The sequence below is a fragment of the Spirillospora sp. CA-108201 genome (assembly GCF_050936235.1).
GTDB lineage: Bacteria > Actinomycetota > Actinomycetes > Streptosporangiales > Streptosporangiaceae > Spirillospora.
Genome location: NZ_JBNJNE010000001.1, coordinates 5818114 through 5833708, shown reverse-complemented (window position 1 = coordinate 5833708; position 15595 = coordinate 5818114). Strand labels below are relative to the sequence as shown.

Annotated in this window: 11 protein-coding genes; 6 read left to right on the top strand and 5 right to left on the bottom strand. The window is 67.0% G+C overall.

The genetic code is table 11. The features are described from left to right. Positions 1–101 precede the first annotated feature (101 nt). From ACQEU6_RS28060 to ACQEU6_RS28045, 4 genes are all read left to right on the top strand, one after another. Positions 102–749: a hypothetical protein gene (locus ACQEU6_RS28060; protein ID WP_499336049.1), complete on the top strand. Its 648-nt coding sequence runs from the start codon at positions 102–104 to the stop codon at positions 747–749. A 257-nt stretch (positions 750–1006) separates the two neighbouring features. Continuing rightward, complete coding sequence (locus ACQEU6_RS28055; RefSeq protein WP_499336048.1) at positions 1007–1189, top strand: hypothetical protein; 183 nt, start codon at positions 1007–1009, stop codon at positions 1187–1189. 45 nt (positions 1190–1234) lie between these two features. After that, a complete protein-coding gene (locus ACQEU6_RS28050) occupies positions 1235–2599 on the top strand; it encodes an N-6 DNA methylase (protein ID WP_499336047.1) in 1365 nt (454 codons plus the stop codon). Then, positions 2599–3753 (top strand): restriction endonuclease subunit S domain-containing protein, encoded by a 1155-nt coding sequence (locus tag ACQEU6_RS28045; RefSeq protein WP_499336046.1) that lies wholly within the window; start codon positions 2599–2601, stop codon positions 3751–3753. The genes ACQEU6_RS28050 and ACQEU6_RS28045 overlap by 1 nt, the downstream gene beginning before the upstream one ends. Positions 3754–3867: 114 nt before the next feature. On the opposite strand, the gene ACQEU6_RS28040 is transcribed toward ACQEU6_RS28045, so the two are convergent. After that, positions 3868–4980 (bottom strand): methyltransferase domain-containing protein, encoded by a 1113-nt coding sequence (locus tag ACQEU6_RS28040; protein ID WP_499336045.1) that lies wholly within the window; start codon positions 4978–4980, stop codon positions 3868–3870. A gap of 242 nt (positions 4981–5222) precedes the next feature. Between ACQEU6_RS28040 and ACQEU6_RS28035 the strand changes: the two genes are divergently transcribed. Continuing rightward, positions 5223–6719, top strand: a complete 1497-nt coding sequence (locus ACQEU6_RS28035) for a peptide deformylase (RefSeq protein ID WP_499336044.1) — start codon at positions 5223–5225, stop codon at positions 6717–6719. Between the two features lie 298 nt (positions 6720–7017). Here ACQEU6_RS28035 and ACQEU6_RS28030 read toward each other — a convergent pair whose 3' ends face one another. Beyond that, complete coding sequence (locus ACQEU6_RS28030; RefSeq protein WP_499336043.1) at positions 7018–7206, bottom strand: DUF397 domain-containing protein; 189 nt, start codon at positions 7204–7206, stop codon at positions 7018–7020. Next, positions 7197–8006: a helix-turn-helix domain-containing protein gene (locus tag ACQEU6_RS28025; RefSeq protein ID WP_499336042.1), complete on the bottom strand. Its 810-nt coding sequence runs from the start codon at positions 8004–8006 to the stop codon at positions 7197–7199. Before ACQEU6_RS28025 ends, ACQEU6_RS28030 begins: the two co-directional genes overlap by 10 nt. Before the next feature lie 136 nt (positions 8007–8142). Between ACQEU6_RS28025 and ACQEU6_RS28020 the strand changes: the two genes are divergently transcribed. Further along, on the top strand, positions 8143–8538 hold the full coding sequence (locus ACQEU6_RS28020) for an ATP-binding protein (protein WP_499336041.1): 396 nt from the start codon (positions 8143–8145) through the stop codon (positions 8536–8538). Positions 8539–8597: 59 nt separating this feature from the next. Here the strand turns inward: ACQEU6_RS28020 and ACQEU6_RS28015 are convergent, their stop codons facing one another. Continuing rightward, positions 8598–12683 carry an Eco57I restriction-modification methylase domain-containing protein gene (locus ACQEU6_RS28015; protein WP_499336040.1) on the bottom strand — a complete coding sequence of 1362 codons (4086 nt, stop codon included), beginning with the start codon at positions 12681–12683 and terminating at the stop codon, positions 8598–8600. Then, entirely contained in the window at positions 12683–15580 is a 2898-nt protein-coding gene (locus ACQEU6_RS28010) for a DEAD/DEAH box helicase (protein ID WP_499336039.1), read from the bottom strand. Before ACQEU6_RS28010 ends, ACQEU6_RS28015 begins: the two co-directional genes overlap by 1 nt. Positions 15581–15595 lie beyond the last annotated feature (15 nt).

Genomic DNA, 15595 nt, shown 5'->3' with positions numbered 1-15595 from the left:
GCGTCTCGATGGGCGTTGACCCTGATGGTCATCCCGCGAGCAAAGAAGTGTCGGGGCTCTGTGGCATGGTCGGGTCGCGGTTCCGTCGAGGGAGGGCGTTCATGGGCCAGCGGTACGCGATTGACCTGATCGACGACGAAATCCTGATCTACTTCCCGTACAACAGGGAGAACAACAGTGCGCTGCGCGAGTACACCAGGGCCACTGATCTACGGTGGGACCGGCGACGTAGGGCTTACTGCCTGAGCGCCGCCGCTGCGGATTCCCCTGAGGTGTGCCACAACCTGCGGGGGTTCGCAAGCCGACGTGGACTCCGGCTCGATAACGGGGTGGGGGCGCGCCTCGGCGCCATCATCACCAGTTCGACGGCCCATCGGGTTCGTGCGGAGATCGACGCGATCGAGAGGAAGCTGAGCACGCAGCTCTTTCCCAATCCCGCCGTGGACGGTGAAGGCGACCTTGACGGCCTGAATGCCCGTCTCAGGGAGCTGGAAGCCATGATGAAATGGCCGGGCTTCGTCCGCCGTCCGGGTGCCTGCCGTTTCGCCTCTCCCGGCTGCCTCTTCCACGTCCGTTACGGCGACGGCGATGAAGGCACCCTCGTCATCTCCGCCGTGGACATCGACGGCTACGACCGCGTCTCGCCGAACAAGCCGGTCGGCAGGGCCTTGGAAACGGGCCGGATCGGCGACCGCTTCCCCCTCCGCGAAGGCCGTGGCTCGATGACGATTCTTGACATCACGGACTGACCGCCTCCGGGGAGGCTGCCCGAGCCCGTCCCCGCGCACCTACCGCAAGGGGGTGACCCCCTAGATGTCGCCAAAATCAGACATACATCTACAGATGGACATCAATCTGGCTCTAGGAAAACCCAAACAGCGTGCTCTAGGTGCGCCGCGGCCGTAGCCTCCTACTGTTCTCGTGTCGGGCGGGGATGACCGCCCGCCCGACACGAGAACCCGCGCGACCGTCCGCCGGCGCGCGCCCAGTAGAGATGGAGCCGCAGATGGAGCGAGTACTCATCGTGGTCGTGGTGATCCTGGTGGCGCTGATCGCGGCGCTGCTGGCCGCATTCCTGAAGTGGCTTGACGGTGGCCGGGTCATCGGGTCCATCGCAGCCGCGGCCGCTGCTTTCGCGGCCGCGGTGCCGGTGGTCGTCCTGCTCATGAAAACGGGCGGCATCGCGTGAGCAAGGATGCGGGGACAGCACGCCCGGCCACCAGGAGGAGTGGAGATGCCGCCTGAAATCCGAATCCCAGTGCGTGACCTGGGGGGCCTTCTTCAGTTTCACGACGCCTGCGGCGTCGTGGCCGGACTCATGACTCTGAGGGACCAAGCACGAAACAATCCGCAGAGCGACCGGCATTCCTTGTGGCACTGGCTCTTGGCCCAAACGGACAAGCCTCAGCAGCAGATAGGGCTTTCGGTACGAGAATGCCTGCTCCGGTACCAAGACGAGGAAGGCCGCACGTTCGTGCCGCGTCTTCCTCCAACGGCCGACGACGCGCTGCGTCGCCTGGTCAAGGCGATCCACCGAGTCGGCCGCATCGATGACTGCCTGGACCAATGCTTTCAGGACCTGTCCGAAGCGAAGGCGAAAAGCGGGGATTATTTCACCCGCAACGACGTCGTGCGGTTGATGGTGGCAGCGGCGGATCCTCAGGAAGGCCAGCGGGTGCTTGATCCGGTGTGCGGTTCAGGCGGATTGCTCATCGGCGCCTACCGCCACGTGTCCGATCGCACGGGCCGGCCGTCGAATCTCGAACTGACCGGCCAGGACGTGCACGCCTCCGCGCTCCATGTGGCGCGAATGAACCTGGCCGCCCGTGGCATCCACGCCCGAGTTACCGCGCCGGTGGACAGTCTCGCGCGGCCCGCCGAGTCGTCCTATGACATCGTCCTGGCCAACCCGCCGTTCAACGGCTCGTGGCGTGCCGGACCGCGCACGGACGATCCGAGGTGGTCGGACGAGGCGCCGCCCCCTCAGGACAACGCGAACTTGGCATGGATCCTCCACATCGTGCACGCGCTCGCTCCTCGGGGCAGAGCGGCGATTCTCATGGCGGAGGGGGCCGCGACCGGGGCACGACAGGTGGAGCAGCGGGTGCGCGGACGCCTCGTCCAGGACGACGTCGTCGAATGTGTGGTGGCACTGCCGCCGGGCCTGTTCGCCCACAGCCGTGCCCCCTGCTGCCTGTGGCTGCTCAACAGCGACAAAGGCCCCTGCGATGAGTGGGGAAGCAGTGACCGTCGGGGCAAAGTGCTCTTCATCAACGCGCGGAAGGCGTACGAACAGGCGCCGAGGCGTAAGCGTCGCCTCAGCCCGGAAGGGGTCGAGCAGGTGCTGCGGACACTCGGGGCGTGGCGAGAGGTGGACGGGCAATACCGTGACGAGGCAGGTCAGTGCCGTTCCGTCACCGCCGAGGAGATCGCCGATCAGCGATACGACCTGCAGCCGCCGAGGTACACCGGTGAGCTCGGCATCGGCGATTCTCCTGAGCAGCGGCAGATCGACGAGCTCGCCGCCGAACTCCGGGACAGGTTCCAAGAGTCGCGCGTCCTGGAGGCCGACCTGCTTCGAGTCCTGGACGAACTGTGATGCGCGCACTCGACGTTGAGGGCTGGCGGCGCATGACGGTCAAGGAGGCCGCGGACCTGAAGGTCACCTACGGCCTTCCGGAACACGAGCTCCCCAGCGGCGGGGGAGTGGTCAGAGCCGGTGACGTCCACGACGGCCGCCTCTGGACGTCTCCCCCGGCCCCTGCCGCACCGCTGGACGGCAAGGACAACCGCGCCGTCCTCGCCGAGGGCGACCTGGTCGTGGTTCTCGTCCGCCGGGTGGGTGACGCGGCGCTGATCGACCAGCGCCATACCGGCTGGGTGACGACACGCTCGGTCGGCATCCTCCGCTCAAGCAACCATGACATCACCCGTTGGCTGAAGATCTGGTTCCAGACGCCCGTCGCCCGCGCCTGGTTCGACCGGCATGTGTCGGCCCATGTCGAGCCGACCCTGAGCATCGACCGGCTGAAGGTGATGGAGGTGGCCGTTCCTCCCCCCGGACAAATCGAAACCCTCAGCCGACTTGTGGAGTTGATCCAGGCCAAAAGGGACCTCAACCTGCGGATCGCCGCGGACGCCGTCACCTTGGCCGACGCTCATCACGCCATGCTGGTGCGGCGGCATCGGCAGTCATGGACGCCTGCCACGTTCGGTGCCGTCACTTCGGTCATGACCGGTCGGCCAGGCCGATCGCAGGCTGACTTGAGCGGCGTCGCGACGTCCCGGATAGCGCCGGCCGACGTCCTGCGCGCGGATCCGCCCTACATTCTGGGAGGACAGGAAACGCGTGCCGAGCCGGGGGACCTCTGCGAACCGGGAACCGTACTGGTCGCGTCACGACCCGAAGGGGCCCGCGCCGCACTGACCTGGTTCCGGACCACCCCCGCCCGAGGAGTGCTCGCGGTGCGCCCGTGCGATCCCTCGGATCGCTGGTGGCTGCTGCACGAGCTTCGTTCCAGAAGCGAGGAGCTTCCTAAGATCGCGCAAGGTCGGCAGGCAAGGGAGATCAGTCGACGCGCCTTCTCGCAGTTGGAGCTGGCCTGGCCCGGTGACGATGTTCGCCGGCGGTTCCAGGAATTGGTCGAACCCCTTCACGACAGAGCCCGTTCGACCCTTGATGAGAATCGGCTGCTGAAGGAACTGCTCGATCGGGTGCTGCGGGACGTGTCCTCGATCGCAGCACGCATCTGACGCCGTGACCCGTCGGCTCACCCCTTCCGGAGGGGCCGGGGTGCGGACTCCGGTCGGTTCAGGTGGCGTGACGCCAGGGGACCCCGGGAGCCCTCCCTTCTCACGGGTTCGGGGTCAGGCGATGTCGCCGGGATGGTCTAGCCAGACGTGGTCGCCGGCGGGTGACACGGTCAGGCCGAAGCGGTCGCGGCCGGGGCTGCGATGGGCGATCCAGTCGAAGTAGGCCGACACCGCCAGATCCCACAGGGGCCGGTCCCCGCCCTGCTCGACATCGAAGGAGTCGCGGCCTGGCTCGTAGTGAGCTTCGGCCCACGCGTCCGTGCTCCACAGGCGCAGCGTGTAGGCGGCGCCGTCGTGCGCGCCCCGGGCGCACACACTCGGTAGCGCAGTTCCCATCGCCAGGTCGGCTCCCGCCGGGGCGTAGCCGATGGTCCGGGGGTCGATGTCGGTCGTGGATCGGTCCCCGTGCCGGTCGAAGGCGTCCCATCCGGGGTGACGCTGCGCTCGCATCATCATGTACGAGGCGGAGCCGTTGAAGCGGCCCACGGCGGTACCGTCCGGCATCACCACGAGCCGCAGTTCGTGGCTGGACCCGAACCCCGGGGCGTAGGGCGTCACGATCACCCCGCCGGGACGGGTCTGCTCCACCCACGCATACGGCACCCGGGCGACCGCGCATGTGGCGTGCAATCGGTCGTAGGGTGCTCCCTTCGCCCAACCGTGAGCGCCGTCCCCCACGATGAGCCGAGGCGCATGGCCCGCGCTCTTGAGATTGGCGGACGCCTGTGCCGACACCGCGGGATCGACCTCCACGCTGGTGACATTCGCCGAGCCGACCAGACGCGACAGCAGCGCGGCCGTCCAGCCGGTACCGGTGCCCACGTCCAGCACGCGGTGCCCCGGCTCGACGTCCAGCAACTCCAGAAGGGACACGACGGTGCTCGACGCGGACAGCGACGAGGTGAAGCGGCCCGCACCGGTCGTGAGATCGGTCGTGCCGTCGTCGAGTTGGGTGATGATCGCGTCGTCGCCGTAGACCAGATCAAGCCAACCTTCGGGGTCGGCCTCCTTGCTCACCCGGTCGCCGTCGCCGGTCCAGGCCACCGGCGGCGCGAACACGTGCCGGGTGACGTCATGCAGCGCCGCCCTGACGCGGTTCTGCGTCAGCCACCCGGCGGCGGTCAGCCGCTCGATCAGCGCCTCGACGCGCTGCATGACGTCTCCCATCAGTCGATCATTTCCCCCGCTTGCCGTCGCCCTTGTCGTCCTTGTTCGGCGGCGGAATGGGCTTGTCCGGTTTGTGGCCGTTCTTCTCGGCGGGGTCTTCGTGCTTACCCATGGTGCTGCACCTCCTCGAAGTTGTCCTCACAGATGAGGAGAGCCCCGATACAGTCGGTGAGGCCACGCTGACGGGACCTCATTCACGGTTCATTCACACCCTCATCCCGGAATGGGGAGAGGATCGGGCCATGGCCTCCCAGCAGCCCGCCGACAGGCCGGAGCCCACGTCCGCTCAAAGAACCTCGTTCGGCGCGGCCCTGACACGGTGGCGCGAACAGCGGACGATGTCGAAGAAGAAGCTGGCCGCCGCGATGGGCTTCGACCCCTCATATGTCAGCCACGTGGAGGCGGGACGTCACCCGGCCAGCGAGGACTTCGCCCGCAAGGCCGACAGCGTGCTCAGTGCCGGCGGTGCACTGTGGCAGGCGTGGCGGGCCGACGGACCGCTCCGAGCCGCCGGGGCCGGTGCGAGCGACGCCGATGGCCTGGTGGTGGAGGAGGACCATGCCCGGCTGGAGTACGACGGGACGGCGTACCGGCCGATGCAGCGGCGCCGTCTGTTCAACGGCGGCGCCGAACCGGTCACCCGCTACCTGATCCGCATCAGCGTCGACCGCTACCCCGGCCGACCTGACCGGTCCAACGCGCTGTATCGGGCCCGGCCGCTCACCTGGGACGAGCTCGCGCTGACCGCGTCCTGCGACGGCGAACCCATGAGCTGGCGCCCCAAGCAGGACCGCGACTCCTTCAAAGAGGCATGGCTGCGCCTGGAGAGCGACCGCGGACGCTTCCCTCTCTACCCCGGTCAGCACTCGACCATCGAGTACGGCTACCAGGTCGACGACGGGCGGTGGGGCCCGTGGTTCCAACGCGCGGTCCGCCTGCCGACCCGGCGCCTGTCGGTCGAGCTGGTATTCCCTGCCGGGCTGGATCCGGTGGTGTGGGGCACCGAGACCTCCACCACCGCCGAGGCCGTCCCGCTGCGCACTCCCATCACCCGCACCGAGGACGGGGACCGGCTGGTGTTCTCATGGGCCACCCAGGATCCGCCTATGGGCGCCCGCTACCGGCTGGAGTGGCGGTTCCGGGCCCGCGACGACGACATCGAGCAGCACCGTCCCGAGTTGCGCACGGCCAGCGACCGGATGAGGGCCGCCGGCATCGTCCAGCGCGGCGAACCGATCCTGGCCACCACCGCGCGCCCGTTCGATCTGCCCACCGAGGCCGGTGAGGCGGGCGACGTTGTCGACCAGTTGTTCGCCGCGATGCAGCGGGTCCGCGAACACCACGTGTTCGGCAAGGGCATGGGCTTGGCCGCCCCCCAGATCGGCATCGACCGCGCCGCCGCCGTCATCGCCCCGCCCGACCCGGACGCCGAACCGCTCGTGCTGCTCAACCCCCGCGTGATCAGCGCATCAGCCGAAACCGACGAGCAGTATGAAGGCTGCCTGAGCTTCTTCGACGTCCGCGGCCTGGTGCCCCGTCCGCTCAGGTTGGAAGTCGCCCACACTCGGCTGGACGGACGGCAGGCAGTAGCCGTCCTGAATGCCGCACTCGCGCGTCTGGCCGGGCACGAGATCGACCACCTGTACGGACAGCTCTACACCGACCGGATGCGTGAGGGCGTCCACCCGATCCCCGTCGAGGACTACCGAGGCACCGGTCAAGCCTGGACCTACCGCTGAGTCGCCCGGACGCAGAATGATCGGTCTGGGAGTCGGAGGCCAGTTCCACGCAGTTGCCGCCGTGGGGCCGCTGTGGGTGCTACGGCGCCAGGGCGGGGTTCTCCAGGGGCGTGGGGGTATCGGGCGCGCGGTTGGGCTTGCCGGCGGGCGTGTCCGCTTGGCCGAGGTTGCCTCTGGGATAGGTGGACGGGCTTGGCCTCTTGCTGTGGGAGGGCGAGGCGGCGGGGTCGTCCGGGGCGGAGGACGGGACGACTCGCCGCTGCTCGGTGGTCGGGATCGGCGCGGGGGTGCCGGGTGGTCAGCGCGTGTTGGCGGCGGACTGGACGGCCGTGCGCAGGGCCGCGCGGGTCAGCAGGAGGACAGGCCCGTCCGGGTCCTTGCTGTCCCGCACCGCCACCGCCCCGGTCACCTCGGCTAGTTCAACGCACTCCCCGCCGTTGGGTCCGCTGCGTGTGCTCTTGCGCCACTTGGCGCTTGTCAGGTCCATCTCTTCTCGATGACCTTTCGGATCAGTTCACGCGACATCTCCTGCGAGAGCGCCTGAGAGCGGAGCTCGAACAAGGTTCGCGCAAGGCTAGACAGGTCGGCCGGGTTGTCCGTGGTGATACCTCGGATCGCTGTCTCGATGTACGCGATCTCGCTCCGATCCTCCATCGTCGCAACCACGAATGCGCCCAGGACGCCCTCGTGTTCACCATTAGACAACACTACTTGAACCGTAACGTTGGGCAAGAAACTCAGCTTCAGGAGGTGTTCGAGCTGTTTCCGCATCGTCTCGGGCGTGCCCACAAGGTTGTGAAGCACGTGTTCGTCGAGCAGAAGCGCGACGATCGGCGGGATGGAGTCCTTGTCCGTGGTGAGGATGGCTTGACGGCTGATGCGAGCGTCTGCGGCCTCTTGGTTGCCTCGTAGCATTGCCAATGCATAGGCCGGGGTCTGGGCCAGCCCAGGAATTACGGAATGTTGCCAGCAGACCAGCATGGCCGCGTCGGTCTCTATCTGCGGCCAGTCGAACCAGATCGGGACCGGGTGCCCGTCCTTGTTGAGGTCCTCCCAAAGGCTGATGAGGGAGCCGCCCGCTTCCAGGTAGTCGTCCACGGCGACCACGAATGAGCGCGTGGCGCGCTTCTTCCCGTTCTCGATGCGGCTGACCTGCGGGCCGCTCACCTTCGTCAGATGAGCGATGGTCTCCTGCTTGACGTCCTTGGCCTCTCTTAACCGGCGCATCTGACGGCCGAAGGCGACGAGGGCGGGCGACTCGCGGGGGCGTTGGCGTCGCGGGGGCATGGTTCCTACCTCTCGGCGGAATCTGCCGTGCTCGGGGGGTGATCTACCACTGGCTGCCACCTCTCAGCGGTAGACAAATCCTAGCCCGAAAAGTGGCTCACTGTGTGGTGAACGCCACACACGGTGAGGAGAGGTCATGGGCCTGGCGGTGGAGAACGAGATGGTGGTGAAGCAGGACCTCAAGGTCGTCGCGGAGGTCCGGGAGTTCGTGCGGCTGGTCACCGGTCAGTACGGCATGGACGACTTCGTGCCGTGCCTGGTGGCCAGCGAACTGGTCACCAACGCCCTCCAGCACGCGGCGTCCGCAACGGACGGCGACGTGATCTTGCGGTTGAGCCGCACCGAGGACGACGCGCTGTGGATGGAGGTCCAGGACGCCGCCTGTGGCCTCCCGCACATGCTGGCGGCCGACACAACCAGCGAGACGGGTCGTGGCCTGTTCATCGTCGACCAGTACGCCCGCTGCTGGGGCATCCGAGCTCTGGCCGGCAACGTCGGCAAGGTCGTCTTCGCGGTCATCGACCGCACCTGAAGACCAGCAGAGGGGCGTTCCCTCCCGTCCGCCCCTCCGCTACCTACCGTCTTCGCCCGCTACTCATGCCGAGGCCCGTGCCCCGGCAGCGGGTTCAGCGTGGATATGTAGTTCTCGCCATCAACAAGTGGCTTGTCGAGGTCTACTCCAGCAGACGCCATTCGATCGTACTCATTGAGCACAAGCTCCTTCGTCCGATACGCCCCGTATTTGGCTACATCCTTCCGCTTGACGATCGGGAACGTCTCCATGATGTAGTCGACGTCGTCCTGACTAATGCCGTAAAGGTGGAAGAACAGGGCATCCAGTTCGGCGCGGATCGCAGCCCGCCGCTCCTCGTCCCAGATGAAGGGCGCGCCGCTGTCGCCGAGGTCGCGAGCGAAGGCCGCCATATCGATTGCCGTGTAGCTAAGTTCGTTTACCCGAGTGGCTATCCATGACGCATGTTGCTTGAGTGATTCTGGTGTGAGAGTTGGCAATTGCTTCCAGATAAACAGATTCATAGTGATTCCACCAAGCTTCTGACGACTGGCGAAATCGAAGACGAATGAGGACTGGCAGGCAATTAGCGACGCGAGGAGCAGCGGAGATTGGCTTGAACACATTATTGGAACCTTGTTGCCGGCCGCCGATTTTGGAAATGCGAAAGAAATGGTGGTGCGTTCGTCGGTGGCACGGCAGATATCTCGCCAGCCTAGCAGCCAGTCTCGATGCCACTTCTTACCTGCAAGGCGACTGGTTACGCCCTCCTCTTTTATTTGTTTTCCATCTTTATCTACCTTCCCTGTGAGGGTGTCGTCTTCAGAGGTCCAGTATCGAGGAATTGTTGTCATTTTTGAGTCTCGCTTCTCTGAAGCGGTAAGGTATTCGACGTTATTGCTCGTGGTGTAAGAGGCCCAACGATGCTCGTAGTGGTGGAGCATCTTGGCTTCATGGAGCGGCAGCATTTTCACAGACCCCTTTGTGAACGTGTTGGCGGTAAGAACCCAGCCGTCGCGTTGGAGGTCTTCGCGAAGGAAGAAGAGGCGGGAATCATGGGACATGTCAAACATTCTCATGAATGAAATATCCCATGGGTTTCCGCTGGTTTTACCGTCTCTGAAGAGAACGGGAGCGTTGCGGTAGATTTTGAGAGTGATCTCAGCGTCTCGGCGAGAACGGAAGATGGGGCAGGTGCCGGTATTTGGATTGAGTAGAGTGATTTCCTTTGAAGTGAGCGTGAATGTCTTTCCGGCGTCATCCAGTTCAGTCGGATCCCGAATAAAAAACGCGAATTTCGCCGCTTGTTCGCGTTGTGCGGAACCAGTTAGTGACAGGACGCAGAATTTTTGACGAGAATCCACTGCGGGGAAAAAACCTGACCGATTCTCGAAGTCATACAGGGCGGAAATTGAGCTATGCTGCACCAGGTCCTTAAAGAAAAACTGCGTCCTGGCGTCGGTGGCGATGCCAGTCGGGATGATGATTCCGGCGCGGCCGTTTATGGCGACGAGTATCCGATCCGCTTCCGCGAATACGGCGTACTTGTTGAGGTTGCCTTGCCCGGTCAAGGGGACGCGGCCTGATCTGCGCAGAAAGTGACTCTCGGCGTAGACCTCACGCTTAGCTGCGGCGTACTCGGCGTAGAGCGGCAGCGTGTCCGGGGAATCCTGGAGGGCGGCGATCATTTTCTTGCGGACGTCGGCCTTTGAGATGGCGGCGATCGAGGGCGAGCGCTGCTCGAAGAACTCCTGTTCTTTAAGTTCGACGCTGTCCCAGGGCGGGTTGCCGAGGACACAGGAGAAGCCGCCCGCCCAACCGGTGGCCGGGTTGATCGTGGACGTCTGGCCGTCGTCCGGGACGGTGAAGACTTCGGGGAACTCCAGGTGCCAGTGGAAGAAGCAGTACTGGTCGCGGAGCCGGACGATCTCCTCATGGGTGGCCGCCGGGATGCCTTCGGCGTCCGGGTCCTCCAGGGCGAGGAAGATTTTCTGGGTGACGGCGCGCGGCGAGTCCTCGGTCTTGAGCCACATGAACGCGGAGCACCAGGCGTCGGCCACGTGTAGAGCACGGATGTACTCGGCGGACTCCTCCCATTCCTCGTACGCATCAGCCTGACGATTGACGGCACGGAGGTTGTCGGAGGGGGCGGCGGTGATGCGGCGCAGGCCGTCCGCGAAGGCAATGTTGGTGACCTTGACCGTCTCTTCGTCGCTGTCGAAGAGGGTGTACTGCCCGCTGCGCTCCTCGACGTTGAGCCTTTCGAGGATCTTGGCCTGCTTCTTTTCGTCGCCCTCGGTGGCGATGAACGCCTCGTTCGGGATGCCGCCCTTCAGCAACGCCGGCGTAGCGCCGATGATTGCGTTGCCGTGCTTGATGTGGGCGTCCAGGAAGCCGAGCGGCTTGCCCGGTTCCATGGCCTCCAACCACAGCGACACCTTGGCCAGTTCGATGGCCATCGGGTTGAGGTCCACGCCGTAGACGCACTGTGCGATGACCTCGTGCAACGCACGGCGCACCGCGTCCAACGTTGGTTCGGGGTTGCGCTCGCGCACCGCGGCGACACGCTTGGCGATGCGACGGGCGGCGGCCACGAGGAAGTGCCCGGAGCCGCAGGCCGGGTCGCAGACGGTCAGAGACAACAGCTCAGAGACGATCGCCTCCGTCGCGTCCGGTTCCCCGGCCGCCGTCGCCTTCTCCTCGCCGCGCTTCTGGGCGTCGTCGATGACCGGATCGAGCGTGGCGTCCAGCAGGCAATCGATCAGCGACGACGGCGTGTAGTACGAGCCGGTCGTCTTGCGGGTGTTGCCGGCGAGTTCGGCCAGCTCGAAAGTGCGATCGACGGCGCTGTGCTTGGGGACGAGTTCCAGCAGCGATTCGTAGATGGAGCCGAGTTCCTCGGCGTCCAGGTGGTTGTAGTCCACCGCGCGCCAGCGACGCGTTGCCGGGTCTCGGACTTGGGAGAGGTGGCGGACGGCGGTGAGCAGGTGCTCGTTCGACAAGGCCAGTCCGCGCAGCGGGGCGTCGGTGTCGGTGTCGGAGTACAGGCCGCCGAGACCCGGTAGGCCCAGTTCGGGGCGTCCGGCCTCGTCTCCCAGCGCGTCCAACACGATTTTCAGGGCTTGGTAGAGGTCGCCGTGCGCGGTGCCGCGCCGACGGCGAGAGTGCCCGCGCAGCCTGGCGGACGAGAAGTACTTCGCGTACCGCTCTCGCGCCTGCTCGGAGGCGTCCGGCGAATGAAGGACATCGCGGTCCTCGGCGACGAAGAGGAACAGCAGCCGGTAAACGAGACGCAGCAGCGCCTTGTGCATGGCCTGCGTGTCGATGTTCTCGCGAAGCTCCATGTTGGCGGGATGCTTCAGGAAGCCCGTCCCGAGCGTGGTGATGGCCTCCTGGACGCCCTTGCGAAGCTGGTCCAGGGCACGTGTGCCGGACGCGATCGCGTCCGCCCGCCATTTTTCGAGCCAGCAGGAGGAGGGCGGGGCGCCGTCGTCGACGGCGAAGCGGGAGGCGTGCAGGAGTCGGTACAGGAGTACGAACTCGCTGAACAGCTCCCCATCGAAGATCGCCTCAAGGTCGAATTCGACGTAGGCGGCGGTGGCTAGGGCGCTGGAGTCGCGCAGCAGCCTGAGCTGGCGTCCATTGGTCAGCACGGCCCACAGGTGGGCATCGGTGCGGTTCAGGCATTCCTGCATCAGCGACTGCGGCGGGACGGTGCCGGGGCCGCCGGGGCGGGTGTCGAGCCGGGTGTTCCAGGCGGTCAGGTGGATCGGGACGTGCGTCCACAGGTGGCTGATCGCGAACGTCTTTGTGCCGTCGTCGGCCTCGATGCCGGACGCGCCAAGGGAGGTGAGGCGGCCGAAGCTCAGCTCGGCGAACAGCGGCTCCAGCCACTGCCGGATCGCGAGGCCGGTGGGGTCAGCGGGAGTCTCGGCCTCCGGCGCGACGGGCAGCTTGCCGCGCAGCTCCTTCCACACCGACTTGAGGTAGTCCCAGTGGCGTTCGGCCCCGTCGGGGACGGAACGGGAGCCGAAGATGTCGTAGTCGGCGGGCTTGGAGCCCTCGACGTCCCTGCCCTCCGAAATCCTGACGAGCATGTCGGCTGGGAGCAGCCCGCCGATGGTGTGGACGGCGGAGAAGATTTGCGTGCGGGCGGTGGCGGACATCAGGCGACACCTCCGGAGACGGCACCGGTCACGGGCAGGTACACGTAGGCGCCGAGGATGTCGGCGGGCCGCTGGGCCTTGACCTCCACGCCCCGGATGATCTCGCCGGCGGCGCTGCGGACGCGGCGGTGCGAGTCGCGAAGTTCGGCGGCGAGCTGGTCGCCGTACTCGTTGAGGTGCTCCGTGGCGTCGGGCAGGGCGTCCAGGAGCCGTTTCATCGTCCGCACTCCGAAGGTGGGGTCGGTGTTCTCGTCGGCGTTGGCGTGCAGCAGGCGCGCGGCGTTCTCGGGCGGCAGCCAGGTCGCGTCGGCGGGGGAGCCCTCGAAGGCGAGGAGCCGGGCGTCCTCGGCGACGAGCTGCCGTTCGCCCACGCGGGACGGCAGTGTCAGGTGGAACCGGTAGCGGACGAGCAGCAGCGTCGTCCGGGTCGTGGCCGCTCTCGTCCGGATGACGCCGCAGCGGCGGGCCGGGCGGGGCCCGTCGGTCTGGGAGTCGAGGGCGGCGTTGAGGAGGTGGCCGGCGAGCGCGCCGACGACCGGGTCCGTGCGGACGAGCGCCGCCTCCCCGCGCGTCACCGCCGAGACGGTGCGGAACGGGACCCGCTTGCCGCCCTCGATGATCCCGCCGCCGAGCATCGGCGCGAGCACGTCACGGAGGCCGACCGGGCTGCCGCTCAGGTCCGCGCTGAAGTCGCCGGGCGCGTCCCCGCCGTCGTAGAGGACGCCGTCGAGGGCGGCGAGAGCGTGGCGGACGAAGCCGTGGATCTCAGCGGCGTCGCCGAGCGCGTCCCGCGTGGCTCTGACCTCGCGCTCGACCTCCTCCGGGCGGATGGTGTTCTGCGCGAACCGGGAACGGGACGCCTTCTCGCGCTCCGCGGTGGAGTTCCACTCCTGTTCCAGCTCGGCGGCCTTCTCGCTGACGGATGGGACGTCCTCGGCGCCGAACAGCGCCTCCTGCTCGCCGCTCTCCCTGCGCATCAGCAGCCACTCGACGATCGCGTCCGTCACGCCGGAGGACGCCTCGTCCGGGACGGAGACGGAGATGCCGAGGTCCTTGCGGATCTGCCGGTGCTTGCGGATCAGGACTTCCAGCACCTTGCCGTCGATGCCGTTGTCGCTGCCGTAGAGGGTGATGACCTTGACCTGTTCGCGCTTCTGGCCGTAGCGGTCGACGCGCCCCTCGCGCTGGTCGTGGCGGGCCGGGTTCCATGCGAGGTCGTAATGAACGACGGCGTCGAAGTGGTGCTGCAGGTTGACGCCCTCCGACAGGCAGTCGGTGGCGACGAGGACGCGGCGGGCGTCAGGGGAGTCGGCCGTCTCCTCCGCGAGGTCCTCGATGCGCTGGATGCGCTGCTGCGGGGACAGGGTGCCCGTCACGGCCTTGACGACCGTCTTGCGGCCGAGCTTTCCCCTGAGGTGGTCGGCGACGTACTCGGCGGTCGGGATGTAGCGGCAGAAGACGATCGGGTCGTAGCCGTCCTTGAGCAGCGCTTTCAGGTGCTTGATCAGGGCTTTCAGCTTGAGGTCCGCGTCCGGGCCTTCGAGGTCGGCGGCGCGGTCCGCGAGCGCGGCGAGCCTGGCCCCCGCGTCATCGATCTCCGCGCCGGGAGCCACGTCCAATCCCTCAAGGGCGTCGCTGTCGGCGGAGTCGCGAGTCAGAGGTGCGCCCAGTTCGTCGGCCTCCTCCGCGGTGGCGGCGGATGCGGCGGCCGACCGGGTCCGAAGGGTCTGCGCGGCGGCCCGCGGGGACGACACCAGGGACCGCAGCAGTGCGATCGCCGACCACCAGGCGATTCGGGTCTCGCGCCTGCCCTGCTCCCCGGCGACGGTGACCCGCTCGCTCGCGTAGCCGATCGCGTCCTCCAACAGCGACCGGTACGCGGGCGACAGCTTGTAGGTCTCGTCCTTGAAGAACCGGTCGGCGGGGAACTCGGTCTCCTCGTCGAGGTACTTCCGGATGTCGGCGCGGCGGCGCTGCACGAAATGCAGGGCGAGGCGGGCGCGGTCGGGGCCGCTGTTCATGTCCAGGTCGCCGAACTCGGGCTTCAGCAGGCCGAGCAGGGTGCGGAACGCGGCCTCCTTGCCGCTGTGCGGGGTCGCGGTCACCAGGAGCAGGTGACGGTCCTTCTCGGGGTCGGCGATGCCCTGGAGCAGCTTGTAGCGGTGCTGGCTCTGCTGCGAGGCGGTGTCGTCGGCGGCGACGCAGGTGTGGGCCTCATCCACGATGACCAGGTTGGGGCAGCGGCGGATGAAGTCGTCGCGGTGCCGGTGCGACTTGATGAAGTCCGTCGACACGATCACGTTGTCGTGCTTGTCGAACAGGGACTGGCCCAGGTCCAGGTCCCGTTCGAGACGGGTGACCGTGGACGACAGGACGAGTTCGGCATCGATGCCGAACTTGGCGCGCAGTTCCTCCTGCCACTGCTCGGCGAGCGCCGGCGAGCACAGCACCGCCAGGCCCTTCGCCTCCCCCTGCGCCAGCAGCTCGCTCGCGATCAGCCCGGCCTCGACGGTCTTGCCGATGCCGACGTCATCGGCGATCAGCATCCGGACGGTCTTCTGCCGCAGCGCCATCATCAGCGGGACGAGCTGGTAGGCGCGCGGCTCCACCGCGATCCCGGCGAGTGAACGGAACGGTCCCGCGCCCGACCGGAACCCGATGCGCAGCGCACTGCGCAGCAGGCCCGCCGCGCGGAAGTCGCCGAGGTCCCGCGGCGACGGTGCCGCGAACTCCGCTCCCCGCACCTCCTCGAAGGCCGGGAACACCGCCGCGATGTCGTCGTCGGCGCCGCCGAGAGGGCGCAGCACCAGCATGTCCGGGGCGCTCTCGGGCAGCACGACCCATTCGCGGTCGCGGACCGAGACCAGAGAACCGGGGGTGTAGTCCGTCGTCGTCAAAAGGACCTCGCGTGG

Bases quoted from the DNA above. Each gene is read 5' to 3' on its own strand.
- ACQEU6_RS28060 (WP_499336049.1), top strand. From the start codon at position 102: ATGGGCCAGCGGTACGCGATTGACCTGATCGACGACGAAATCCTGATC.
- ACQEU6_RS28055 (WP_499336048.1), top strand. From the start codon at position 1,007: ATGGAGCGAGTACTCATCGTGGTCGTGGTGATCCTGGTGGCGCTGATC.
- ACQEU6_RS28050 (WP_499336047.1), top strand. From the start codon at position 1,235: ATGCCGCCTGAAATCCGAATCCCAGTGCGTGACCTGGGGGGCCTTCTT.
- ACQEU6_RS28045 (WP_499336046.1), top strand. From the start codon at position 2,599: ATGCGCGCACTCGACGTTGAGGGCTGGCGGCGCATGACGGTCAAGGAG.
- ACQEU6_RS28040 (WP_499336045.1), bottom strand. From the start codon at position 4,980: ATGGGAGACGTCATGCAGCGCGTCGAGGCGCTGATCGAGCGGCTGACC.
- ACQEU6_RS28035 (WP_499336044.1), top strand. From the start codon at position 5,223: ATGGCCTCCCAGCAGCCCGCCGACAGGCCGGAGCCCACGTCCGCTCAA.
- ACQEU6_RS28030 (WP_499336043.1), bottom strand. From the start codon at position 7,206: ATGGACCTGACAAGCGCCAAGTGGCGCAAGAGCACACGCAGCGGACCC.
- ACQEU6_RS28025 (WP_499336042.1), bottom strand. From the start codon at position 8,006: ATGCCCCCGCGACGCCAACGCCCCCGCGAGTCGCCCGCCCTCGTCGCC.
- ACQEU6_RS28020 (WP_499336041.1), top strand. From the start codon at position 8,143: ATGGGCCTGGCGGTGGAGAACGAGATGGTGGTGAAGCAGGACCTCAAG.
- ACQEU6_RS28015 (WP_499336040.1), bottom strand. From the start codon at position 12,683: ATGTCCGCCACCGCCCGCACGCAAATCTTCTCCGCCGTCCACACCATC.